Origin of the sequence: Serratia sp. BNK-33-b, from assembly GCF_048684565.1 — a bacterium.
GTDB classification, from domain to species: Bacteria; Pseudomonadota; Gammaproteobacteria; order Enterobacterales; family Enterobacteriaceae; genus Serratia; species Serratia marcescens.
The window spans coordinates 4157649-4179863 of sequence record NZ_JBLQTZ010000001.1 but is presented as its reverse complement, the minus strand read 5'-3'; the positions used below and the strand labels follow the sequence as shown (position 1 = coordinate 4179863).

19 protein-coding genes are annotated in these 22215 nt (G+C 61.6%); 6 read left to right on the top strand and 13 right to left on the bottom strand.

Annotation, left to right across the window (positions count from 1 at the left end):
* Window position 1: 1 nt before the first annotated feature.
* Window positions 2-616 carry a LysE family translocator gene (locus ACMGGK_RS20200; RefSeq protein WP_015376619.1) on the bottom strand — a complete coding sequence of 205 codons (615 nt, stop codon included), beginning with the start codon at window positions 614-616 and terminating at the stop codon, window positions 2-4.
* A 128-nt stretch (window positions 617-744) separates the two neighbouring features.
* Here ACMGGK_RS20200 and ACMGGK_RS20195 point away from each other — a divergent pair, with 128 nt between their 5' ends.
* The 4 genes from ACMGGK_RS20195 (at window position 745) to ACMGGK_RS20180 (ending at window position 4707) form a co-directional block, all read left to right on the top strand.
* Complete coding sequence (locus tag ACMGGK_RS20195; protein ID WP_016929123.1) at window positions 745-1551, top strand: threonine/serine ThrE exporter family protein; 807 nt, start codon at window positions 745-747, stop codon at window positions 1549-1551.
* A complete protein-coding gene (locus tag ACMGGK_RS20190; RefSeq protein ID WP_015376621.1) occupies window positions 1548-2012 on the top strand; it encodes a threonine/serine exporter in 465 nt (154 codons plus the stop codon). Before ACMGGK_RS20195 ends, ACMGGK_RS20190 begins: the two co-directional genes overlap by 4 nt.
* 143 nt (window positions 2013-2155) lie before the next feature.
* Window positions 2156-2638, top strand: coding sequence for a type 3 dihydrofolate reductase (gene folA, locus ACMGGK_RS20185; protein ID WP_016929122.1), 483 nt, complete (start codon window positions 2156-2158; stop codon window positions 2636-2638).
* 179 nt (window positions 2639-2817) lie between these two features.
* The gene (locus ACMGGK_RS20180) at window positions 2818-4707 is read left to right on the top strand and encodes a PhoX family protein (protein ID WP_016929121.1); all 1890 of its coding nucleotides are present in this window, start codon (window positions 2818-2820) and stop codon (window positions 4705-4707) included.
* 48 nt (window positions 4708-4755) lie between these two features.
* Here ACMGGK_RS20180 and apaH read toward each other — a convergent pair whose 3' ends face one another.
* The 6 genes from apaH to lptD all read right to left on the bottom strand — a co-directional run bounded on the left by apaH (window position 4756) and on the right by lptD (window position 11517).
* Complete coding sequence (apaH, locus tag ACMGGK_RS20175) at window positions 4756-5607, bottom strand: bis(5'-nucleosyl)-tetraphosphatase (symmetrical) ApaH (protein ID WP_016929120.1); 852 nt, start codon at window positions 5605-5607, stop codon at window positions 4756-4758.
* A 2-nt stretch (window positions 5608-5609) separates the two neighbouring features.
* On the bottom strand, window positions 5610-5987 hold the full coding sequence (gene apaG / locus ACMGGK_RS20170; protein WP_016929119.1) for a Co2+/Mg2+ efflux protein ApaG: 378 nt from the start codon (window positions 5985-5987) through the stop codon (window positions 5610-5612).
* Window positions 5988-5999: 12 nt separating this feature from the next.
* Window positions 6000-6818 carry a 16S rRNA (adenine(1518)-N(6)/adenine(1519)-N(6))-dimethyltransferase RsmA gene (rsmA, locus tag ACMGGK_RS20165; protein WP_420277157.1) on the bottom strand — a complete coding sequence of 273 codons (819 nt, stop codon included), beginning with the start codon at window positions 6816-6818 and terminating at the stop codon, window positions 6000-6002.
* Window positions 6811-7803 (bottom strand): 4-hydroxythreonine-4-phosphate dehydrogenase PdxA, encoded by a 993-nt coding sequence (gene pdxA, locus ACMGGK_RS20160; protein ID WP_049300201.1) that lies wholly within the window; start codon window positions 7801-7803, stop codon window positions 6811-6813. Before pdxA ends, rsmA begins: the two co-directional genes overlap by 8 nt.
* Entirely contained in the window at window positions 7790-9091 is a 1302-nt protein-coding gene (surA, locus tag ACMGGK_RS20155) for a peptidylprolyl isomerase SurA (RefSeq protein WP_420277156.1), read from the bottom strand. Before surA ends, pdxA begins: the two co-directional genes overlap by 14 nt.
* Before the next feature lie 65 nt (window positions 9092-9156).
* Entirely contained in the window at window positions 9157-11517 is a 2361-nt protein-coding gene (gene lptD, locus ACMGGK_RS20150) for an LPS assembly protein LptD (RefSeq protein ID WP_016929115.1), read from the bottom strand.
* A gap of 228 nt (window positions 11518-11745) precedes the next feature.
* Between lptD and djlA the strand changes: the two genes are divergently transcribed.
* Window positions 11746-12567 (top strand): co-chaperone DjlA, encoded by an 822-nt coding sequence (gene djlA / locus ACMGGK_RS20145; protein WP_015376627.1) that lies wholly within the window; start codon window positions 11746-11748, stop codon window positions 12565-12567.
* Between the two features lie 143 nt (window positions 12568-12710).
* On the opposite strand, the gene rluA is transcribed toward djlA, so the two are convergent.
* From rluA to ACMGGK_RS20130, 3 genes are all read right to left on the bottom strand, one after another.
* Entirely contained in the window at window positions 12711-13361 is a 651-nt protein-coding gene (rluA, locus tag ACMGGK_RS20140; RefSeq protein WP_016929114.1) for a bifunctional tRNA pseudouridine(32) synthase/23S rRNA pseudouridine(746) synthase RluA, read from the bottom strand.
* A 57-nt stretch (window positions 13362-13418) separates the two neighbouring features.
* Window positions 13419-16325: an RNA polymerase-associated protein RapA gene (gene rapA, locus ACMGGK_RS20135; RefSeq protein ID WP_028127862.1), complete on the bottom strand. Its 2907-nt coding sequence runs from the start codon at window positions 16323-16325 to the stop codon at window positions 13419-13421.
* Between the two features lie 247 nt (window positions 16326-16572).
* Window positions 16573-18939 carry a DNA polymerase II gene (locus ACMGGK_RS20130; RefSeq protein ID WP_176063678.1) on the bottom strand — a complete coding sequence of 789 codons (2367 nt, stop codon included), beginning with the start codon at window positions 18937-18939 and terminating at the stop codon, window positions 16573-16575.
* Between the two features lie 215 nt (window positions 18940-19154).
* Between ACMGGK_RS20130 and ACMGGK_RS20125 the strand changes: the two genes are divergently transcribed.
* Window positions 19155-19925, top strand: a complete 771-nt coding sequence (locus tag ACMGGK_RS20125; protein WP_016929111.1) for a DedA family protein — start codon at window positions 19155-19157, stop codon at window positions 19923-19925.
* A gap of 28 nt (window positions 19926-19953) precedes the next feature.
* Here ACMGGK_RS20125 and ilvN read toward each other — a convergent pair whose 3' ends face one another.
* From ilvN to ivbL, 3 genes are all read right to left on the bottom strand, one after another.
* Complete coding sequence (gene ilvN / locus ACMGGK_RS20120; protein ID WP_016929110.1) at window positions 19954-20247, bottom strand: acetolactate synthase small subunit; 294 nt, start codon at window positions 20245-20247, stop codon at window positions 19954-19956.
* Between the two features lie 3 nt (window positions 20248-20250).
* Window positions 20251-21945: an acetolactate synthase large subunit gene (gene ilvB, locus ACMGGK_RS20115; protein WP_028127860.1), complete on the bottom strand. Its 1695-nt coding sequence runs from the start codon at window positions 21943-21945 to the stop codon at window positions 20251-20253.
* A 111-nt stretch (window positions 21946-22056) separates the two neighbouring features.
* A complete protein-coding gene (gene ivbL / locus ACMGGK_RS20110) occupies window positions 22057-22170 on the bottom strand; it encodes an ilvB operon leader peptide IvbL (protein WP_154747116.1) in 114 nt (37 codons plus the stop codon).
* Between the last annotated feature and the right edge of the window lie 45 nt (window positions 22171-22215).

Here is a 22215-nt window from a genome sequence, read left to right as displayed (position 1 = left end):
CTTAGCTCAGCGCGACCTTGATGCCTAAGGCGATCAACATGCCGCCCAGCAATTTGTCGACGATCTTCTGCGTCTTTTCCAGCCCGCGGCGCACCGGCCCGCTCTGGATCAAAAATACCAGCAGCGGCCACCAGATGACCGACAGGCCGAGAATAATCCCCGCGTACCACAGCTTGTCACCCAGACCGGAATCGATCTGCAGCACCTGGGTGAAGACCGCCAGGAAGAACAGGGTGGCTTTCGGATTCAGCAGGTTGCACAGGTAGCCTTGCGCAAAGGCGCTCTTCAGGCTGACCTGCTGCTGCGGCAGATTGCTGACGTTCATTTTGCCGCCGCCGCGCGACAGCAGCGCCTGGATGCCGATCCACACCAGATAGACTGCCCCGGCGTATTTCAGCAGGTTGAACAGCCACGGCGTGGTGGTGATCACCACCGCCAGCCCGGCGACGCAATAGGACATGTGGGTGGCGACGCCGCAGATCACGCCGAAGGCGGTCATCATGGCGGCCAGCCGCGGGTAGCGGGCGGCGTTTTTGATCACCAGGAAAAAATCCGGGCCGGGGGAGAGCATGCCGAGGGCGGCAATGCCGGCGACGAACAACGAAGTTTCAAGCATGGGAGACGTCTCGCGCAAAAGGCAGCAATCTGGCGATAATAACGCCGCTTCCTCTGATGCGCATCAACCCAATGAGGTATTGTTAGGCTCTATGATAATAATTCATCTCCCGCCAGCGACGGAGCACCATGCAGCAGACGACCACTACCGCCACAGACAGGCCGGAACCGCACCGGCAACAACGCGAAATCACTCGACTGTGCATTCAATGCGCGCTGCTGCTGTTGCAGCACGGCGCCGAGAGCACGGTGGTGGAACAGCTGTCGACCCGCCTGGGGCTGGCGCTGGGGATGGACAGCGTGGAAAGCTCGATCTCCGCCAATGCGGTGGTGTTGACCACTCTTAGCCATGGCGCCTGCCTGACCACCACCCGCAAGAACGTCGATCGCGGCATCAATATGCAGGTGGTGACCGAAGTGCAGCATATCGTGATCCTCGCCGAGCATCGCCTGGCGGATGCGCACGACGTGGCGCGCCGCTTTGAAAGGATTCGGCCGCTGCGCTACCCGCGCTGGCTGGTGGTATTGATGGTAGGGCTGTCCTGCGGGTGCTTCAGCATGCTCAACGGCGGCGGCGGCGACGCCTTCCTGGTGACCTTTATCGCCAGCGGCGCGGCGATGCTGGTGCGCCAGATCCTCACCGCCCGCCAGATGAATCCGCTGATCAATTTTTGCCTGACGGCATTTGTCGCGACGTCGATCTCCGGGCTGCTGCTGCGCCTGCCGGCGTTTAAAGACACCTCGAGCGTGGCGATGGCCGCCAGCGTGTTGCTGCTGGTGCCGGGCTTCCCGCTGATCAACGCGGTGGCCGACATGTTCAAGGGGCACGTCAATACCGGACTGGCGCGCTGGGCGATGGCCAGCCTGCTGACGCTGGCGACCTGTATCGGCGTGGTGATGGCGATGTCGCTGTGGGATCTGCGGGGGTGGTCATGAATCTGCTGTGGGCCTTGTTGCAGGAGATGCTGTTGGCGGCGGTGCCGGCGCTGGGCTTCGCCATGGTGTTTAACGTGCCGTTGCGCGCGCTGCGCTATTGCGCATTGCTCGGGGCTATCGGGCGCGGTTCGCGCATGCTGATGATGCATGCCGGCATGAACATTGAGTGGGCCTCGCTGTTGGCGGCGATCCTGATTGGCATCATCGGCATCTACTGGTCGCGCTGGCTGTTGGCGCATCCGAAGGTGTTCACCGTGGCGGCGGTGATCCCGATGTTCCCCGGCATTTCCGCCTATACCGCGATGATCACGGTGGTGGAGATCTCGCATCTGGGCTACAGCGAAGCCCTGATGGAGACCATGATCACCAACTTCCTCAAGGCCAGTTTCATCGTCGGCGCGTTGTCGATCGGCCTGTCGTTACCGGGCCTGTGGCTGTACCGCAAACGCCCCGGCGTGTGAAATCGCCCGGCGGGCGATCGTTGGTTATTAGATATACTGATAAGAGCTATCTTATATATTCATCTTGCTTGATTAGCCTATCGACGGCACTCAGGCCTTTACGTATAGTGTCACCAATTTTGCTGCCTACACAGGGTTAAACAATGATTATCAGCCTGATCGCTGCCTTGGCGGCGGATCGCGTTATTGGCATGGAAAACGCCATGCCGTGGCACCTGCCGGCGGACCTTGCGTGGTTTAAACGCAATACGTTGAATAAGCCGGTTATTATGGGCCGCAAGACCTTCGAGTCCATCGGCCGCCCGCTGCCGGGCCGCCACAATATCGTTTTGAGCAGCCGCCCGGGCAGCGAAGCCGGGGTGACCTGGGTAACCTCGCTGGATGAGGCGCTGGCCGCCGCGGGCGACGTGGAGGAAGTGATGGTGATCGGCGGTGGGCGCATCTATACCCAGCTGCTGCCGCGCGCCGACCGTCTGTACCTGACGCACATCGACGCCGAAGTCGGCGGCGATACCCACTTCCCGGATTACGAGCCGGACGAGTGGGAAACCACGTTCAGCGAATTCCACGACGCCGACAATCTGAACTCGCACAGCTACTGCTTCGAAATCCTGCAGCGCCGCTGATTTCAGCCCGTTAGCCAACTCTCCCGGGGGCGCAAGCAATTGCGCCCCCGGCCTTTTTGCGCCGGTCATTTGTAACCTTTCCGTCACATTACCTGATTAGTATGAAGCCCAACTCCGAGCGCCACGGCAACTCTGGTGAATCTTGACCGCGGCGCCATAACTAAAAAGGTAACCACGTTATGACCAAGCAAATTGAGCAATTAGACGCCGACCGCCTGATCGATCCCACTCGCCGCAAGCTGCTGCTTGGCAGCGCCGGCGCCGTCGGCCTGGCCGGCTTTCTCGGCGGCGGCATCTGGTCGGTTTCCGCCGAGGCGTTGGCCGAGGATCTGCCGCCGAACACGCTGCTGGGCTTTCAGGGCATCGCCGCATCTACCGCCGACGAGGTGACCATCGCGCCGGGCTACCGCGCGGAGGTGCTGATCTCCTGGGGTGAGCCGCTGGTGGACGGCGCGCCGGCCTTCGATCCGCAGGGCAACAACAGCGCCGCCGATCAGGAAAAACAGTTTGGCGATAACAATGACGGTATGAGCTTCTTCCCTATCGATGACAATCACGGCGTGATGGCCATCAATAACGAATACGTCAACGAACAGTATCTGTTCGCCCACGGCGGCGCCAAAGCCACCAGCCTGGAAGAGGTGCGCAAGTCGCAGGCGGCGCACGGCGTCTCCATTGTCGCGGTCAAGCGGGTCGGCGACGGCCAGCGCTGGGAGGTGGAACGTCCATCGCGCTATAACCGCCGCATCACCGCCAACAGCGAAATGCAGTTCAGCGGCCCGGCCGCCGGGCACCCGCTGCTGCAGACCGCCGCCGATCCGAGCGGCCGCAAGGTGCTGGGCACCTTCGGCAACTGCGCCAACGGCAAGACGCCGTGGGGGACCTATCTGACCTGCGAGGAAAACTTCGACACCTATTTCGGCACCCGTCAGGCCGATTATCGAACCACGCCGGAACAAAAGCGCTACACGCTGAAGGTCAGTGAACCGGAGCGCAACTGGCCGGACTATGACGAGCGCTTCGATGTGGCGAAGAATCCCAACGAATTCAACCGTCACGGCTGGATCGTCGAGATCGATCCGCTGAATCCGAGCTCGACGCCCATCAAGCACACCGCGCTCGGCCGCTTCAAGCATGAAAACGCGGCGGTGACCGTGGCCAAAGACGGCCGTCTGGTGGTGTACATGGGCGACGACGAGCGCGGCGAACATATCTATAAGTACGTTTCCAAAGGCGTGGTCGACGCCGCCAATCCGGCCAACAATCGCACGCTGCTGGACGAGGGAACGCTGTACGTGGCGCAGTTCGACGGCGATGAGGCCGGCACGCCGCTGAAGGGCAAAGGACGCTGGATTGCGCTTGAGTTTGGCAAGAATGGCCTGACGCCGGAGAACGGTTTCCGCGACGAGGCCGAAGTGCTGATCTTCGCCCGCAAGGCGGCGCAGCAGGTCGGCGCCACCAAAATGGATCGCCCGGAGTGGATCGCGGTGAACCCGCATGACGGTCGCGCATACTGTACGCTGACCAACAACAGCAAGCGCGGTGAGGAAGGGATGCCGCTGAACGCCGCCAACCCGCGACCAAACAATATCTATGGCCAGATCATTCGCTGGGACGAAGGCGGCGACGCCACCGCCGACGTCTTCGCCTGGGATATCTATGCGCTGTGCGGCAACCCGATCGCCCACCCCGAGGGCGTCAACCGCGGCACGCCGAATATCACGGCGGAAAATACCTTCAACAGCCCGGACGGGCTGGGCTTTGATCGCGCCGGCCGCCTGTGGATCCTCACCGACGGCAAGTACAGCAACAAGGGCGATTATGTCGGGCAGGGCAACAACCAGATGTTGGTGGGCGATCCGATCAGCGGCGAGATCCGCCGTTTCATGGTGGGACCGAAGTCCTGCGAATTGACCGGCATCACTTTCACTCCGGACTACAAGACGATGTTCGTCAACGTACAACATCCGGGAGAAGAGGGCGATTCGCACTTCCCGAACAACAGCCCGCGCCCGCGTTCATCGGTATTGATGATCACGCGTGAAGATGGCGGGGTGATTGGGGCGTAAGGCGACAATATAGAAAACAAAGGCGGCCACCGGGCCGCCTTTGTATTTTCAGGATGCGGCTAATCTGCCGGCGTGGTCAGACGCCTCGCCCCGATTGGCGGGCTGCGTGAAGTAACGGCGGTCTTCCCAGCGCAGCATCGTCAAGTCACCGCCCCAGCAACAGCCGGTATCCAGCCCGATCACGCCTTCCGGCGTGCCCTTGCCTTCGAGCGAGGCCCAGTGGCCGAAGATGATGGTGTATTCGGGGTCGACCAGGCGCGGCAGTTCGAACCACGGCTTCAGCGGCGCCGGCGCGCTGCCCGGCGCATCTTTGCAGATCATGTCGAGTTGGCCGTTGGGGAAGCAGTAGCGCATGCGCGTCAGCGCATTGGTGCTGAAACGCAGGCGCGCCAGGCCGCTCAGCTCCGGCGCCCAGTTGTTCGGCATGTCGCCGTACATGGCGTCGAGGAACAGCGGGTAGCTGTCGCTGCTCAATACCGCTTCCACTTCGCGCGCGCACATTTTCGCGGTGTCGATATCCCACTGCGGAGTGATGCCGGCGTGCGCCATCACCAGCTTTTGCTCATCGTCCACCTGCAGCACCGGTTGGCGGCGCAGCCAGTTGATCAGCTCGTCGGCGTCAGGCGCCTCCAGCAGCGGGGTGATGCGATCTTTGGGTTTGTTGCGGCTGATGCCGGCGTAAACCGCCAGCAGGTGCAGATCGTGGTTGCCTAGCACCATGCGCACCGCCGGGCCGAGCGAGCGCACGTAGCGCAGCACGTCCAGCGAGGCGGGGCCGCGCGCCACCAGATCGCCGGTCAGCCACAGTTGATCGCGCTCGGGATCGAACGCAGCCTGAGCCAGCAGCGACTTCAGTTCATCGAAACAGCCGTGAACGTCGCCGATAAGGTATGTCGACATAATTAATGGATCAGCGTTGGAATGGCTAAGCGAAACACGGGAATAGCGGTGCGGAACGGCTGACCCTGATGGTCAACCATTTCGTAATGGCCTTCCATGGTGCCCAGCGGCGTTTCCAGAATGGCACCGCTGGTGTACTGAAACTCTCCGCCGGGCGGAATGACGGGCTGTTCGCCGATCACGCCTTCGCCCTGGACTTCGGTTTGGCGGCCGTTGCTGTTGGTGATCAGCCAGTAACGGCCCAGCAGTTGCACGTCGGTCCGCCCCAGATTGCGGATGGTGATGGTATAGGCGAAGACGTAACGCTCTTCTTCAGGGATCGACTGTGATTCCACATAGATGCTCTGAACCTGAATACACACGCGGGGCGAATCAATCATGACAACAACTCCTTATTGCTGCGGCGCCGGATTGGCTGACAGCCAGTTGGCCAGCTTGCAGTACTGCGCCACAGAAATATTCTCTGCTCTGAGCGAAGGATCGACGCCCAGTTCCATCAGCTGTTCCGGCGTGAACAGGTCGCTCAGGCTGTTGCGGATGGTTTTCCGCCGTTGGTTGAACGCCTGCGTGGTGATGCGGCTCAGCATGCGCACGTCGCCCACCGGGTTCGGCAGCACGCTGTGCGGCACCAGACGCACCACGGCGGAATCGACCTTCGGCGGCGGCGCGAACGCGGTCGGCGGCACTTCCAGCACCGGAATGACGTTGCAGTAGTACTGCGCCATCACGGTCAAACGCCCGTAGGCCTTGCTGTTTGGGCCGGCCACCAGACGGTTGACCACCTCTTTTTGCAACATAAAGTGCATGTCGCGGATTGCCTGAGTATAGCTGAAAAGGTGGAACATCAGCGGCGTCGAAATATTGTACGGCAGGTTACCAAATACGCGCAGCGGTTGGCCAGCTTCCTCGGCCAGTTCGGCGAAATTCACCGTCATGGCGTCCTGCTGGTGGATGGTCAGCTTGTCTTTCAACCGCGGGTGGTTCTCCAACCGGGTGGCCAGATCGCGGTCCAGTTCGATCACCGTCATGCGGTCCATGCGTGCGCCGACCGGCTCGGTCAAGGCGCCGAGGCCGGGGCCGATCTCGACCACCGCTTCGCCCGGTTGCGGGTGAATGGCGGAGACAATGCTATCGATGACAAACTGATCGGTTAAAAAGTTTTGTCCAAAGCGTTTGCGGGCAAAGTGCCCTTGGTGGACTCTGTTATTCATTACAATTAATTATCATTTTAATGGCGAGATTCAGGGCCGTTTGGAAACTGCCGACATCGGCGGTGCCGGTGCCGGCCAGTTCCAGAGCGGTACCGTGGTCGACCGAGGTGCGTATGAAAGGCAAACCGAGGGTGATATTCACCGCGCGGCCGAACCCTTGGTATTTTAGCACCGGCAGCCCCTGATCGTGATACATCGCCAGCACCGCATCGGCATCTTGCAGATATTTGGGCTGGAACAGGGTGTCCGCCGGCAGCGGGCCGATCAGATGGATACCGTCAGCGCGCAGCGCGTCGAGCGCCGGGATGATGGTGTCTATCTCTTCGCGCCCCATATGGCCGCCTTCCCCGGCGTGGGGATTCAGACCGCAGACGTAAATGTGCGGCTGGGCGATGCCAAATTTGTTTTTCAGATCGTGGTCGAGAATGCGAATGACTTCGAACAGGCTCTGCTGCGTGATGGCGCCCGGCACCGCCAGTAGCGGCAGGTGGGTGGTCGCCAGCGCCACGCGCAGCTCTTCGGTCGCGAGCATCATCACCACGCGATCGCAGCGGCTGCGATCGGCAAAGAATTCGGTATGGCCGATAAACGGCACGCCGGCGTCGTTGATCACGCCTTTGTTCACCGGGCCGGTGATCAGGGCGGAAAACTCGCCGTTCAGGCAACCGTCGCAGGCGCGCGCCAGGGTTTCCACCACGTAGGCGCTGTTGCCTACGTTCAGTTCACCGGCGGTGACCGGCTGAGCGAGCGACACCGGCAGCACGGTCAGCGTGCCGGCGCGTTGCGCCTCGGCCGGTTGCTGCGGTTGGTAGTCGCGCAGCGTCAGCGGCAGGCCCAAACGCTTCGCGCGTTCAAGCAGCAGGGCCGGATCGGCGCACACCACCAGCTCAACAGGCCAATCCTGTTGCGCCAGGGCGGCTACCAAATCCGGCCCCACCCCGGCGGGTTCGCCGGGGGTAATGACAACGCGTTTATTGCTGTGCATCGCTGCCATCGAGGATCTTCACGTAAGCCTGGGCACGCTGTTCCTGCATCCAGGTCTGCGCCTCTTCGGCGAACTTACGGTTGAACAGCATGCGGTAAGCGCGATCTTTCTGCGCGGCGTCGGTTTTATCCACCTGACGGGTATCCAGCAGCTGAATCAGGTGCCAACCGAAGGAAGAGTGCACCGGCGCGCTGATTTCACCTTTGCTCAGCTTCAGCAACGCATCGCGGAAGGCCGGATCGTAGATGTCCGGGGAGGCCCAGCCCAGATCGCCGCCCTGCATGGCGGAACCCGGATCCTGCGACAGCTGTTTGGCTTCGTCGGCGAATTTGGCGCGGCCGCTCTTGATCGCTTCCGCAACGGATTGCAGCTTGGCGCGCGCCTGATCGTCAGTCAGCACCACCGAAGGCTTCAGCAGGATGTGACGGGCGTGCACTTCGGTGACCGACACCGACTGGCTCGCGCCGCGGATGTCGTTCACTTTCAGGATGTGGAAGCCGACGCCGGAACGGATTGGGCCGACGACGTCGCCTTTCTTGGCGCTCACCAGACGTTCAGCGAACAGGGTCGGGATCTCTTGCAGCTTGCCCCAGCCCATGTTGCCGCCTTTCAGCGCCTGAGAATCGGCGGAGTAGGTGATCGCCAGCTTGCCGAAGTCGGCGCCGCTGTTGATCTCACCCATCAGGCGTTTGGCCAGCTCTTCGGCTTTATCGACCTGCTGCTGCGACGGGTTTTCCGGCAGCGGGATCAGGATGTGGCTGATGTTCATTTCGGTGTCGCTGCCGTTCTGCGCGCCCACCTGTTTGGCCAGCGCGTCCACTTCCTGCGGCAGGATGGTGACGCGGCGGCGCACTTCGTTGTTACGCACTTCGGAAATCAGCATCTCTTTGCGGATCTGCGAACGGTAGGTGTTGTAGTTCAACCCTTCGTACGACAGGCGGCTGCGCAGCTGATCGACGTTCATGCGGTTCTGCGCGGCGATGTTGGCGATCGCTTTGTCCAGCTCGGCGTCGGACACGGTGATGCCCATTTTCTTGGCCATCTGCAGCTGGATGTTATCCATGATCAGCCGTTCGATGATCTGATGGCGCAGCGTCTTGTCGTCCGGCAACTGTTGGCCGGCCTGCTGGGCGTTGAGCTTGACTGACTGCAACAGACCGTTGACGTCGCTTTCGAGTACCACGCCGTTATCCACGACGGCGGCGACTTTATCCACTTCTTGGGGTGCTGCGAACGCGGCATTGGCGCAAACCACCAATCCGAGAATAAGCGTTCTCCAGTTCTTCATACATTTCCCATTATGTAATCCGCAAATGCGGGTGAAAGTTCTCGTTTTCAAAGTGTTGCAAAGCGTCAGAATGCGCGCTGATACGGCAGAATGCCGGAGCGCATCATTTCCGCGGAGCCGAGACTATGATCGCTGCTCAGGCCGCGCAGTTCGACGTTGAACGAAACTCTGTTGTCGTAAACGCTGGTATTGTTGCTGTTGTTCCAGTCGGTGATCTTGCGCTCATAGCCCAGGGTCACCGCCCAGCAGCAGGTGTTATACTTCAGCCCCACCAGCTGATCGGCGGATTGTTTGGCGCGGGTGTCGTAGTAGTACGCCCCGACGACCGCCCAACGATCGGCGATCGGCCAGCTGCCGGTGATGCCCACCTGCGAGATGCCGTCCTGGAAGGCCGGAATCGTTTTGGTGTTCAACGCTGTCTGGATGTATTCCGGCGTGGCGTAACGGTAGTTCAGCTGCACCACGCGCTCGGCGTCCTGGCGGTATTCCACCACGCCGTTGCCCAGCGAGACGCTGTTCAGGCGGGTGTCGTACTGCAGGCCGCCGCGCAGGCCCCAACGATCGTCGATTTTCCAATAGGTATCGCCGGCCCAGGCCACGCTGCCGGTATCGTCGTTGTTGTCGTATCCCGTCACCTGATCGCCGGTGCGCGAACGGCTGAAGTAGTAGATTTGACCCACGGAAGCGTTAAAACGTTCCACCAGCGCGTCATCATAAATGCGCGTGGTCAAACCGGTGGATACGCGGTTCTGCGAAGCGATGCGATCCAGGCCGCTGTAGGTGCGGTCGCGGAACAGGCCGGAGTAGTCGGTCTGCAGCAGCGTGGTGTCGTAGGTGTAGATGTTGCTCTGGTCGCGGTACGGCACGTACAGGTACTGCACGCGCGGCTCCAGCGTCTGGGTGGCGCCTTCGGCCCAGATCATCGGCCGCTCGAACACCAGCTTGCCGTCGACCTTGAATTGAGGCAGTACGCGGTTGACCGAGTCATCAAGATCCGGCGCAGCGACGCCTTTGCGGCTCTGGTAGTTGGCGGCGAAACCGTCAGGAATATCCTGCTGGTAGTGGGTCGCCATCACTTTGGCTTCGGTGTTCAGGCTGGCCCAGCCGTTGGTGAGCGGCAGACTCAGCGTCGGCTCCATATGCAGACGGGTGGCGTCCGGGCTGTACGGGTTGACGCTGGTGAACTTGGCCGCCTGGCCGTAAATATGGAAGTCGAACGGACCGAGGTCGTTCTTGTAATAGTTCAGATCCAGCTGCGGCTGGACTTTATACGACTCCGACTGTGAACGATCGGTATCGTCGTAAATCTGGAACTGCTTGGAGCTCAGCGTGGCGTTCCAGTTTTCGTTGGCGTAGCCGAGGCTGAATTTCTGCGTAGCGTAGCCGTCGGTAGTGGAACCGTACTTGGAGTCCAGATCGGTGAAGTATTTGGAATCGCTGACCTTGGTGTAGTCGACGTTGAAGCGCCACACCTGATCCATGACGCCGTTGTGGTTCCAGTAGAACAGCCAGCGTTTGCTGTCCTCATGATCTTTGCCGTATTCCTTGTCGTCCGGCAGCCAGTCGAACTCCATCAGGCCGAGGCCCGGCTGCACCAGATAGCGGAACTCGGTCTGCCACTGCAGGCCGCGCTTGGACATATAGTGTGGCGTGATGGTGGCATCGTAGTTCGGTGCGATGTTCCAGTAGTACGGCAACATGAACTCGAAGCCGTTGTTGCTGCCGTACTTGGCGTTGGGGATCAGGAAACCGGAACGGCGCTTGTCGCCGACCGGCAGCTGCAGGTACGGGCTGTAGAACACCGGCACGCCGCCGATGCGGAAGCGGGCGTTCCATATTTCCGCCACCTGCTCTTCGCGATCGTGGATCACTTCGGAACCGACCACGCTCCAGCTGTCGTCGCCCGGCAGACAGGAGGTAAAGGTGCCGTTTTCCAGGATGGTGTAACGGTTGGCGCCGCGCATTTTCATCTTGTCGGCGTCGCCGCGCCCCTGACGGCCGACCATCTGGTAGTCGCCTTCATAGACGTCGGTATCTTTGGTATTCAGGTTCGACCAGGCCTTCGGGCCTTTCAGTTTGATCTGATTGTCGCTGTAGTGCACGTCGCCGGTGGCGGTGACGGTGCGCACCGGTTCCGTCTGGCCAGGGTTTTCCGTCTGGTTCAGCTCGACTTCTTTGGCGGTCAGGGTGCTGTTGCCCTGCTCGATATGCACGTTGCCGCTGAACAGGGCGCTTTTCGGGTAGTCGGCGCGCGAGTCATCGGCATTGATGGTCACCGGCTGGCTGTTCGGATCGCCGCTGACCAAAGGCTTGTCGTAAACGGGAACGCCAAGCATGCATTGCTCGGCCAGATCAGCCAGCGCATGCTGACTGTAGAGTGCCGTCCAAATCATCGTGGCCAGCAGTGTTGGGAAACTTTTTTTCATACGCGGTTTTGGTGTTCCGTCATCAGAGGCGTCGTGTCCGGCAAACGGTCAGAGACTATATTACTCATCTGCGTTGCGCTAGTGCTAAATCCAGCCGTTTACTTGCGTCGTCGTTAGGCGCAAAGATAAATGACAGGTATGATAATCCAAATTCTAGGAAAAATCGCCTGCGCCCTTTCCTGAAGCGAAGGAGAGCGGGCGGCTTTCGGCATGATAATTGAGGAGTATATGCAGTATTGGGGAAAACTGCTCGGCGTCATCGTCGCCATCTGGTCTGGCGCGGGATTCTGGGGTGTAGTTCTGGGGCTGATTATCGGTCATATGATCGATACGGCGCGCAGCAACAAGCGCAGCCGGGGGTTTTTCACCGACCAGCAAACGCGGCAAACGCTGTTTTTCCGCACCACTTTTCAGGTGATGGGCCACCTGACCAAATCCAAGGGACGCGTTACCGAGGCGGATATCCAGATCGCCAGCCTGTTCATGGATCGCCTGCAGCTGCACGGCGAAGCGCGCACCGCGGCGCAGCAGGCGTTCCGCGAGGGCAAACAGAGCCAGTTCCCGCTGCGTGAGACGCTGCAGCAGTTCCGCAGCATCTGTTTCGGCCGCTTCGATCTGATTCGGATGTTTCTGGAAATTCAGATCCAGGCGGCGTTTGCCGACGGCTCGCTGCACCCGAACGAACGTCAGGTGCTGTACGTCATCGCCGAAGAACTCGGCATTTCGCGCGCGCAGTTCGATCAGTTCCTCAGCATGATGGAGGGCGGGCGTCAGTTCGGCGGCGGTCAGCAGGGCGGGTATTCGCAGGGCGGCTATCAGCAGGCTCAGCGCGGCCCGACGCTCGACGATGCCTGCAAGGTGCTCGGCGTGCGCAGCAGCGACGATGCCGCCACCATCAAACGCGCCTACCGCAAGCTGATGAGCGAACACCATCCGGATAAGCTGGTGGCGAAGGGCTTGCCGCCGCAGATGATGGAAATGGCCAAGCAGAAAGCGCAGGAGATCCAGGCGGCGTACGACCTGATCAAACGCGAGAAAGGCTTCAAATAACGATACCCGTCATACTTCGAGCCGCAGGTGTATTGGCTGCCCGCGCTTACCCCGGTCACGTACTTTTTGTACGCTCCCGGGGCTGCGCTTGGTTGCCGCCTTCCTGCAACTCGAATTATTTAGGGTATCCCTGAGCGGTGGGCTCAGAAATCCGGCTCGGCGCGAAAGTGCATCGGCGTCTGGAAGGCGGGGTGGGTGATGCGTAGCTCTTGCGCATGCAGCTGTAGCCGTGGCGCCATCGCCTTAGCCTCCGGCGGGGCGTAGAAACCGTCGCCGAGGATCGGATGCCCCAGCGCCAGCATGTGCACCCGCAGCTGATGCGAGCGGCCGGTGATCGGCGTCAGCTTCACGCGCGTGCTGCCGTCGGCGTCGCGCGACAGCACCTGATATTCCGTTTGCGCCGCTTTGCCGGTGTCAAAACACACCTTTTGCAGCGGCCGGTTCGGCCAATCGCAGATCAGCGGCAAATCCACCAGTCCTTCGTCATGTTCCATATGCCCCCAAACGCGGGCGATATAGGATTTCTTCGGCTCGCGTTCGCGGAATTGACGCTTCAGCTCACGTTCGGCGGCCTTGTTGAGCGCCACCACGATCACCCCGCTGGTGGCCATGTCCAGCCGGTGCACCGATTCGGCGGCCGGATGATCGGCCTGAATGCGGGTCATCAGGCTGTCTTTGTTCTCCGGCGCGCGGCCGGGCACCGACAGCAAGCCGCTGGGCTTGTTGACCACCATGATGTGTTCATCCTGATACAGGATGTGCAGCGGGTCCTGCGGGGGATTGTAGGGTTCCATCTTGGCTCCGCGAAAAGGGCTGAACGGGGAGACGGTTGCCTCCCCATGTCGCGCCGGTTACTGGTGGGTGACCACCACCAGACGAATGGCGTCCAGGCGCCAGCCGGCTTCATTGAGGTTGGCCAGCACCTGACGGCGGTTGAACTCCAGCGCTTCGACTTCGTCGTCGCGGATGTTCGGGTTGACCGCCTTCAGCGCTTCCAGACGCGCCAGCTCGGCGCTCAGCTTGTCGTCCGCTTCTTGCTTCGCCTGTTCGATCAGCGTGCGCGCCTGCGCTTCCACCAGGCTTTCCGCCTGCTGCAGCATGGCGTGCACGTCTTGCTGCACGGCGTTGACCAGCTTGCTGGAGGTGTGACGGTTGACCGCGTTCAACTGGCGGTTGAAGCTTTCGAACTCGACCTGCGCCGCCAGGTTGGTGCCCTTGCGATCCATCAGCATGCGGATCGGCGTCGGCGGCAGGAAGCGGGTCAGCTGCAGGTGTTTCGGCGCCTGGGCTTCCACCACGTACACCAGCTCAACCAGCAGGGTGCCGACCGGCAACGCTTTGTTTTTCAACAGGGACACCGCGCAGCTGCCGGTATCGCCGGACAGGATCAGATCCAGGCCGTTGCGGATGATCGGGTGTTCCCAGCTGACGAACTGCGCGTCTTCGCGCGACAGCGCCCGATCGCGATCGAAGGTGACGGTGCAGCCGTCCTGCGGCAGGCCCGGAAAGTCCGGCACCAGCATATGGTCGGACGGCGTCAGCACGATCAGATTGTCGCTGCGATCTTCCTGATTGATGCCGACGATGTCGAACAGGTTGAGCGCGAAGCCCACCAGGTTGACGTCGTTATCTTGCTCGGCGATGGCGGCGGCCAGCGCCTGGGCCTTGTCGCCGCCGTTGGAGTGCATCTCCAGCAGACGGTCGCGGCCTTGTTCCAGCTGCGCTTTCAACTGGTCATGCTGCTGGCGGCAGGCGTGGATGAATTCGTCCAGGCCTTCCTGCTCGGTCGGCGCGGCCAGATAGCCGATCAACTGCTCGTAGCAGCTGTCGTAGATGGTGCGGCCGGTCGGGCAGGTGTGTTCGAAGGCGTCGAGCCCTTCGTGGAACCAGCGGCCCAGCACCGCCTGTGCGGTGTGCTCCAGGTAAGGCACCATGATTTGGATATCGTGCATCTGGCCGATACGGTCCAGACGGCCGATGCGCTGTTCCAGCAGATCCGGGTTGAACGGCAAATCGAACATCACCAGCTGGCTGGCGAACTGGAAGTTGCGGCCTTCGGAACCGATCTCGGAACACAGCAGCACCTGCGCGCCTTCTTCTTCGGAGGCGAAGTAGGCGGCGGCGCGGTCGCGCTCGATGATCGACAGCCCTTCGTGGAACACCGCGGCGCGGATCGCTTCACGCTCGCGCAGCACCTGCTCCAACTGCAGCGCGGTATCGGCTTTGGCGCAGATCACCAGCACCTTTTCGTTGCGGTTGGCCAGCAGGTAATCCAGCAACCATTCGACGCGCGGGTCGAAGTTCCACCAGGTGGCGTTTTCGCCTTCGAATTCCTGGTAGATCTGCTCCGGATACAGCATGTCGCGCGCGCGCGCTTCGACGGATTTCTTGGCGCCCATGATGCCGGACACTTTGATCGCGGTCTGATATTGGGTTGGCAACGGCAGCTTGATCTGGTGCAGGTTGCGGTGCGGGAAGCCCTTCACGCCGTTACGGGTGTTGCGGAACAGCACGCGGCTGGTGCCGTGGCGATCCATCAGCATGGCCACCAGCTCCTGGCGCGCCTGCTCGGCGTTGTCGCCTTCGCTGTTGGCCGCTTTGAGCAGCGGTTCGATGTCCTGCTCGTCGATCAGCTCGCCCAGCAGGTTCAGCTTGTCGTCGGCCAGGCGTTCACCGCTCAGCAGCAGGGTGACGGCGTCGGCCACCGGACGGTATTTCTGCTGTTCGGCGACGAACTCGCCGTAGTCGTGGAAACGGTTCGGATCGAGCAGGCGCAGGCGCGCAAAGTGGCTCTGTTGACCCAGCTGTTCCGGGGTGGCGGTCAGCAGCAGCACGCCGGGGATATGCTCGGCCAGCTGTTCGATCACCTGATATTCGCGGCTCGGCGCTTCTTCGCTCCAGGCCAGGTGGTGCGCTTCATCGACCACCAGCAGATCCCACTGGGCGTCCGCCAGCTCTTCCAGGCGCTGCTTGTTGCGGCGCACGAAGTCCAGCGAGCAGATCACCAGCTGTTCGGTCTCGAACGGGTTGCTGCTGTCGAGCTTGGCTTCGGCGTAGCGGCTGTCGTCGAACAGCGAGAAGTAGAGGTTGAAGCGGCGCATCATCTCCACCAGCCACTGGTGCTGCAGCGTTTCCGGCACCACGATCAGCACGCGCTCGGCGCGGCCCGCCAGCAGTTGCTGGTGGATGATCATGCCGGCTTCGATGGTTTTGCCGAGGCCGACTTCGTCCGCCAGCAGAACGCGCGGCGCATGGCGCTGGCCGACTTCATGAGCGATGTGCAGCTGGTGCGGGATCAGGCTGGCGCGCATGCCGCGCAGGCCGGCGAACGGCAGGCGATACTGCTCGCTCTGGTATTTGCGGGCGCGAAAACGCAGCGCGAAACGATCCATGCGGTCGATTTGGCCGGCGAACAGGCGATCCTGCGGCTTGCTGAAGGTCAGTTTGCTGTCCAGCAGCACTTCGCGCATCGCCACGCCGCTTTCCTGGGTGTCCAGGCGGGTGCCGATATAGGTCAACAGACCGTTTTCCTCTTTCACCTCTTCCACCTGCAGCTGCCATCCCTCATGGCTGCTGACGGTATCGCCCGGGTTGAACATCACGCGGGTGATCGGCGAATCGTTTCTGGCATAGAGGCGGTTTTCACCGGTGGCGGGGAAAAGCAGGGTAATCATGCGCGCATCCAGCGCCACGACGGTGCCCAGTCCTAATTCGCTTTCCGTGTCGCTGATCCAGCGTTGACCAAGAGTAAAAGGCATATATTGTCGGCTCGATTCTTTGTAAGTAAGTCTTGTTACCGGGCGGGAAGGGCCGCGGCACCTGTACTGAACGTCTGCTAATCCCGGTTTGTTTTAAATTTGGCGGGCAATAGCCGTTCACGCCATGCAGACGTCGCGAGACGGCAGGGCTAAGCGTGGTTCAGTTTTGGGAAGGGCGCTATGGTAATGGAAGGCGGCGCGTTCGTCACCTGCAAAACCGGATGATTTTTCTTAACCTGGCGCAATCTCAAAACAGCCCCATCTGCCCGGTGACCAGCGTGGTGAAGTCGTCGTGCAAGAAAGGGAGTATAGCGTCTGCCACCGGTTGCAGCTGACGTTCGAGGTAGTGCTGATAATCGATGGGCGAATGGCGGGTTTCCAGCGGTTCCGGCCCGGCGACGGTCATCACGTAGCTGATCCAGCCGCCGTTCTGATACTGCAGCGGCCGCCCCTGACTGCGGTTGTAGTCGTCGGCGATGCGCGCGGCGCGGGCGTGCGGCGGCACGTTGCGCTGATAGTCGTCGAGCTTTCTGCGCAGCCGTTTGCGGTATACCAATTGATCGTCGAAGTCGCCGTTCAGGGTTTTGCCGACGTAGTCGCGCACATAGTCCTGGTAGGGCTGTTGTTTGAAGATGCGCTGATAGAGCTGCTGCTGGAACTGCTGCGCCAGCGGCGTCCAGTCGGTGCGCACCGTTTCCAGGCCTTTGTACACCATCTCTTCCTGGCCGTCGGCGCGCGCGACCAGGCCGGCGTAGCGTTTTTTGCTGCCCTGTTCGGCGCCGCGAATGGTCGGCATCAGGAAGCGGGAATAGTGGGTTTCGAACTCCAGTTCCAGCGCGTTCTCCAGCCCGAACTGCTGCTGCAGATGCTGTTGCCACCAGGCGTTGACCCGCTGCACCAGCGCCCGGCCGATCTGCGCCGCCTGCTGCTCGTCATGCGGCTGTTTCAACCAAACGAAGGTGGAGTCAGTGTCGCCGTAAATCACCTGATACCCTTCGGCTTCGATCAGCTCGCGGGTTTGGCGCATGATCTCGTGGCCGCGCAGGGTGATCGACGACGCCAGACGCGGATCGAAGAAGCGGCAGCCGCTCGATCCCAGCACGCCGTACAGCGCGTTCATGATGATCTTCAGCGCCTGCGACAGCGGCTTGTTGTGCTGGCGTTTGGCGGCCTCGCGCCCTTGCCAGATCTGCTCGACGATCGCCGGCAGGCAGTGTTTGCTGCGCGAGAAGCGGGCGTTGCGAAAGCCGGGCACCGAGTCGGCGTCGTTTGGGTGGCGCATGCCTTCCACCAATCCGACCGGATCGATCAAGAAGGTGCGGATGATCGACGGGTACAGACTTTTATAGTCCAGCACCAGCACCGAGTCGTACAGGCCGGGCCGGGAATCCATCACAAAGCCGCCGGGGCTGTGTTCCTCCGGCTGTTCGCCGAGGTTGGGGGCGACAAAGCCCAGGCGATGCATGCGCGGCATATAGAGGTGGCTGAAGGCCGCCACCGATCCGCCGCTGCGATCGGCCGCCAGCCCGGTGACGGTGGCGCGCTCCAGCAGGAAGTTGAGTAGATCGGCCTTGGCGAAGATGCGCGTCACCAGTTCACAGTCCTTCAGGTTGTAGCGTGCCAGCGCCGGCTTGTCTTCGGCGAAGCGCCGGTCGATCTCCGCCATGCGTTGATAAGGATTGTCGATCGCCTTGCCTTCGCCCAGCAGTTCCTGCGAAACGTACTCCAGGCTGAAGGAGGGAAAATTCCAGGTGGCGGATTTCAGCGCCTCGATGCCGTCGATGATCAGGCGGCCGGCGGCGGCGGCGAAAAAGTGATTTTGCTTGAAGCCATGCTCGCGCCACTCCAGCAGGTTGCCGCCACGTCCCAGCCGCAGCGGGATTTGGTAGCGCTCGGCGTGCTTCTGCAGCACTCGCAGATCGAACTGCACCAGGTTCCAGCCGATGATGGCGTCGGGATCGTGCCGCTCCAGCCAGGCGTTCAACCGCTCCAGCAGCTGAGGGCGGCTGGCGCAGTACTCCAGATCGAAATCCAGCGGCGCATCGCCGCCGTTGGCCGGCCCCAGCATATAGACCTGACGCTGGCCGCAGCCCTCCAGCGCGATAGAGTAAAGTTCGCCGTGGGCGGTGGTTTCGATATCCAGCGACACCAGTTTTAGCGTTGGACGGTACTCCGGCGCCGGCTTCATCTGGCCGTTGAGCAACGGGCCGCCGCCGTCGGGGCTGCCGTTGAACCATACCGGCGCGGTGATGAAGCGTTCCATCAGGTAGCGCTCCGGCGGGCGAATGTCGGCCTCGTAGACCGTAACGCCGCCTTCCCGCAGCAGTTTTTCCAGCTTGATGAGCTGACGGTGCTGGCGGCAGTATAGCCCCAGCATCGGGCGGTGATGAAAATCCGTCAGCGCCAGCGGTTTTAGTTCGACTTGCCGCTCTTCCCGCAGCAGCAGTTCCGCGCGCTGCCTTTGTTCGGCGGGGATAAACGCCACCGAGGTCTGCGGCGGCAGACGCAGCTGACGCGGGCCTGCGTCGGTCGCCAGCCAAAATTCGACCTCGGTGCCGGCAGGCGTGTCGCGCCAGTGGCGAGTGAGCAGGAAACCCTGTTGCAGTGCAGTCATAACCCCTTCGTTTTCCACCGGGCGGCGTGCGCGACGTTCAGCGTGATGTCGGTTTTGGCGCTAATATAGATAAATTATAGTATGGGTTTTTATACAGTAATTGTCCATCGCCGCGCGGCGTTGCCAAATACGCATACAATTCATCGATTGACTCGTCAGCGGCGGCGCTGGAAAATCCTCCGCCCCGTTTGGCCCGAATAATCCGCAGAGGTGTAATGGAAGCCTATTTACAAGATTTGATCACCCAGTCACTGGCTTTCACCCTGATGGTCGTCCTGCTGGTCGCTTTTCTGGAGTCGCTGGCGCTGGTGGGGCTGTTGCTGCCCGGCACGGTGATGATGGCCAGCATCGGCGCGCTGATCGGCAGCGGCAAGGTGGACTTTTACTACGCCTGGGCGGCGGGCATCGTCGGCTGTCTGCTCGGCGACTGGATCTCTTATTTCGTCGGCCGCGCGTTCAAGGGGCCTTTACACCGTTGGTCATTCCTGAAGAAGAACAAGGCGCTGCTCGACAAAACCGAGCATGCCTTGCACCAGCACAGCATGGCGACCATTCTGATCGGCCGCTTCGTCGGCCCGACGCGCCCGCTGGTGCCAATGGTGGCCGGCATGCTCGATTTGCCGCCGTACAAGTTCGCGCTGCCGAACATCATCGGTTGCCTGACCTGGCCGCCGGTTTATTTCTTCCCCGGCATTCTGGCGGGCGTGGCGATCGATATTCCCGCCGGCGCCGACAGCGCGATGTTCAAGTGGCTGCTGCTCGCGGCGGCGCTGCTGGTCTGGCTGGCGGTATGGTTGAGCTGGCGTTGGTGGCGTGAGGGTAAGCGCAACGCCGATCGACTGAGCCGTTGGCTGACGCCGCTGCGGCTGCGCGTGGTTTGCGGATTGAGTTGGCTGGCGGCGCTGGCGGTCGGTTATGCGCTGAGTCAGCAGCCGCTGATGCCGGTGTATCGCCACCTGCTGTGGCAGGTGTTGTCGGGTCAATGACCAAAGGGGGCGAAAGCCCCCGTTCGCCTTATTGGAAGAACGCTTCCAACTGTTCAAATACCCGCACGTCTTCGCTGTGGCGCTTCACCTGCAGCACGTCTTCCAGCTTTTCCACCTGGCTGATCATTTGCTCCAGCCGCTGATCGTCGGCGACCAATAGCCAAATGCGGCTCTGCTGGCCGTCCTTTAGCGGCAGACACAGAATGCCTTCGACGTTGAACGCGCGGCGGGCGAACAGCCCGCAAACGTGCGACATCACGCCGGGATGGTTACGCACTGCCAGCTCCAGGATCACTTGGGGTTTATCTTGTGGTTGCAGCATGGCTTATTCTCCAATCATGTCGATGTTGGCGGCGCCCGGCGGCACCATCGGGAATACTTTTTCGTTGATATCGATCAGCGCGTGGATCAGGCAGGGGCCCGGGCGTTGGATCGCCTCGGCCAGCGCCGCCTGCGGATCTTCCGCGGCGTTCAGATCGCAGGTATCCAGCCCGAATCCGGCGGCGATCTTCAGGAAGTCGGTGCGCTTCGGGTAGGCGGCGGCGAAGATGCGCTGCTGGTAGAACAGGGTTTGCTGCTGGTGCACCAGCCCCAGCGCCTGGTTGTTCATCAAAATGATTTTCACGTCCAGATTGTGCTCGACCGCGGTGGCCATTTCCTGAATGTTCATCATCAGGCTGCCGTCGCCGGAGAAGCACAGCACTTTGCGCTCGGGCTCCGCCAGCGCTGCGCCGATAGCCGCCGGCAGACCGAAGCCCATGGTGCCCAGACCGCCCGACGTCAGCCACTGGCGCGGCCGGCTCAGCGGATAGGCTTGCGCCACCCACATCTGATGCTGGCCTACGTCGGTGGTGATGATGGCGCTGTCGTCCACACAGCGCGCGGCGGCCAGCACCAGGCCGTAATGGCTCAGCGGATCGTCGGCGTTCGGCATGTTGAACGGGAATTCGCGTTTCAGGTCATTGACGGTGTTCAGCCATGCGCTGCGCGGCTGCGTGTCGATCTGCGGCAGCAGCTGGCGCAGCACCTGGCCGACGTCGGCATGGATCGCCACGTTGGCCTGTTTGACCTTGCCCAGCTCGGCGCGGTCGATATCCACATGAATGATGGCGGCGTTAGGGCAGAACTGCTCGGTTTTGCCGATCGCCCGATCGTCGAAGCGCGCGCCCAGCACGATCAGCAGATCGGCTTCCTGCAGAATGAAGTTGGTGCTGCGTGCCGCGTGCATGCCCAGCATGCCCAGCGACAGCGGGTGTTCCACCGGCATCGCGCCCAGCGCCATCAGCGTCATGGTGGTGGGCAGACCGGCGCGTTCGGCCAGTTCCACCGCTTGCCGGTGGGCGTCGGCGCAGATGATGCCGCCGCCCAGGTAGAGGATCGGGCGTTTCGCCTGATTGATCATCGCGGCCGCTTGCGAAACCAGCGCCGGATCGAAGCTTGGAGCGGCGTCCGGCACGGCGATCGGCGGCAGCTCTTCCAGCGTGATGGTGGCGGTTTGCACGTCTTTCGGCACATCGATCCAGACCGGTCCGGGGCGGCCGGACTCGGCGATACGGAAGGCGTCGCCAATCACCTGCGGCAGTTCACGGATATCGCGCACCAGATGGTTGTGCTTGGTGATCGGGATGGAAATGCCGTAGGTATCCACTTCCTGGAAGGCGTCGGTGCCGATCATCGAGGAGGGCACCTGACCGGTGATGCACACCAGCGGAATGGAGTCGAGCTTGGCGTCGGCGATGGCGGTGACCAGGTTGGTGGCGCCCGGCCCGCTGGAGGCGATGCACACCGCCGCCTTGCCGTTGGCGCGCGCCATGCCTTGCGCCATAAAGCCCGCGCCCTGTTCGTGGCGCGCCAGCACGTGGTGAATGCGGGTGCTTTGGCTCAGCGCGTCATACAGCGGCAGCGCGGCGCCGCCGGGAATGCCGGCGACGGTGGTAATGCCCTGACGCTCCAGCAGATGAACGATCAATTGTGCGCCGGTGAAGCGGGTACTCGGTTGAGGCGTGCCCGAAGTTGCCATGTTCCTGTCCTTTCTCAAGGCCGGTGAGCTTTGCTGGGCAGGGTGCTAAAACAAGAAACCCCGCCCGGTTTGCGCCGGCGGGGTTTGGGAATCGATGCGTTGATTCGGACCCTACGGCGCATTGCCGACGACCACCACCACACGCACGACGACCACCGCGGCTGGTAGCGCGGTAACTAGTAGGGTCGAAGTCAGCGAGGATGCGATCACAGGGAACCTTATCATCAGTAAAAAAAGTCAGGTTTTTATAAAAACACAGGCGCAAAATTC

What these genes read in the sequence shown, in the direction of transcription:
- ACMGGK_RS20200 (WP_015376619.1), bottom strand. Translation starts at nt 616, where the DNA reads ATGCTTGAAACTTCGTTGTTCGTCGCCGGCATTGCCGCCCTCGGCATG.
- ACMGGK_RS20195 (WP_016929123.1), top strand. Translation starts at nt 745, where the DNA reads ATGCAGCAGACGACCACTACCGCCACAGACAGGCCGGAACCGCACCGG.
- ACMGGK_RS20190 (WP_015376621.1), top strand. Translation starts at nt 1,548, where the DNA reads ATGAATCTGCTGTGGGCCTTGTTGCAGGAGATGCTGTTGGCGGCGGTG.
- folA (WP_016929122.1), top strand. Translation starts at nt 2,156, where the DNA reads ATGATTATCAGCCTGATCGCTGCCTTGGCGGCGGATCGCGTTATTGGC.
- ACMGGK_RS20180 (WP_016929121.1), top strand. Translation starts at nt 2,818, where the DNA reads ATGACCAAGCAAATTGAGCAATTAGACGCCGACCGCCTGATCGATCCC.
- apaH (WP_016929120.1), bottom strand. Translation starts at nt 5,607, where the DNA reads ATGTCGACATACCTTATCGGCGACGTTCACGGCTGTTTCGATGAACTG.
- apaG (WP_016929119.1), bottom strand. Translation starts at nt 5,987, where the DNA reads ATGATTGATTCGCCCCGCGTGTGTATTCAGGTTCAGAGCATCTATGTG.
- rsmA (WP_420277157.1), bottom strand. Translation starts at nt 6,818, where the DNA reads ATGAATAACAGAGTCCACCAAGGGCACTTTGCCCGCAAACGCTTTGGA.
- pdxA (WP_049300201.1), bottom strand. Translation starts at nt 7,803, where the DNA reads ATGCACAGCAATAAACGCGTTGTCATTACCCCCGGCGAACCCGCCGGG.
- surA (WP_420277156.1), bottom strand. Translation starts at nt 9,091, where the DNA reads ATGAAGAACTGGAGAACGCTTATTCTCGGATTGGTGGTTTGCGCCAAT.
- lptD (WP_016929115.1), bottom strand. Translation starts at nt 11,517, where the DNA reads ATGAAAAAAAGTTTCCCAACACTGCTGGCCACGATGATTTGGACGGCA.
- djlA (WP_015376627.1), top strand. Translation starts at nt 11,746, where the DNA reads ATGCAGTATTGGGGAAAACTGCTCGGCGTCATCGTCGCCATCTGGTCT.
- rluA (WP_016929114.1), bottom strand. Translation starts at nt 13,361, where the DNA reads ATGGAACCCTACAATCCCCCGCAGGACCCGCTGCACATCCTGTATCAG.
- rapA (WP_028127862.1), bottom strand. Translation starts at nt 16,325, where the DNA reads ATGCCTTTTACTCTTGGTCAACGCTGGATCAGCGACACGGAAAGCGAA.
- ACMGGK_RS20130 (WP_176063678.1), bottom strand. Translation starts at nt 18,939, where the DNA reads ATGACTGCACTGCAACAGGGTTTCCTGCTCACTCGCCACTGGCGCGAC.
- ACMGGK_RS20125 (WP_016929111.1), top strand. Translation starts at nt 19,155, where the DNA reads ATGGAAGCCTATTTACAAGATTTGATCACCCAGTCACTGGCTTTCACC.
- ilvN (WP_016929110.1), bottom strand. Translation starts at nt 20,247, where the DNA reads ATGCTGCAACCACAAGATAAACCCCAAGTGATCCTGGAGCTGGCAGTG.
- ilvB (WP_028127860.1), bottom strand. Translation starts at nt 21,945, where the DNA reads ATGGCAACTTCGGGCACGCCTCAACCGAGTACCCGCTTCACCGGCGCA.
- ivbL (WP_154747116.1), bottom strand. Translation starts at nt 22,170, where the DNA reads ATGATAAGGTTCCCTGTGATCGCATCCTCGCTGACTTCGACCCTACTA.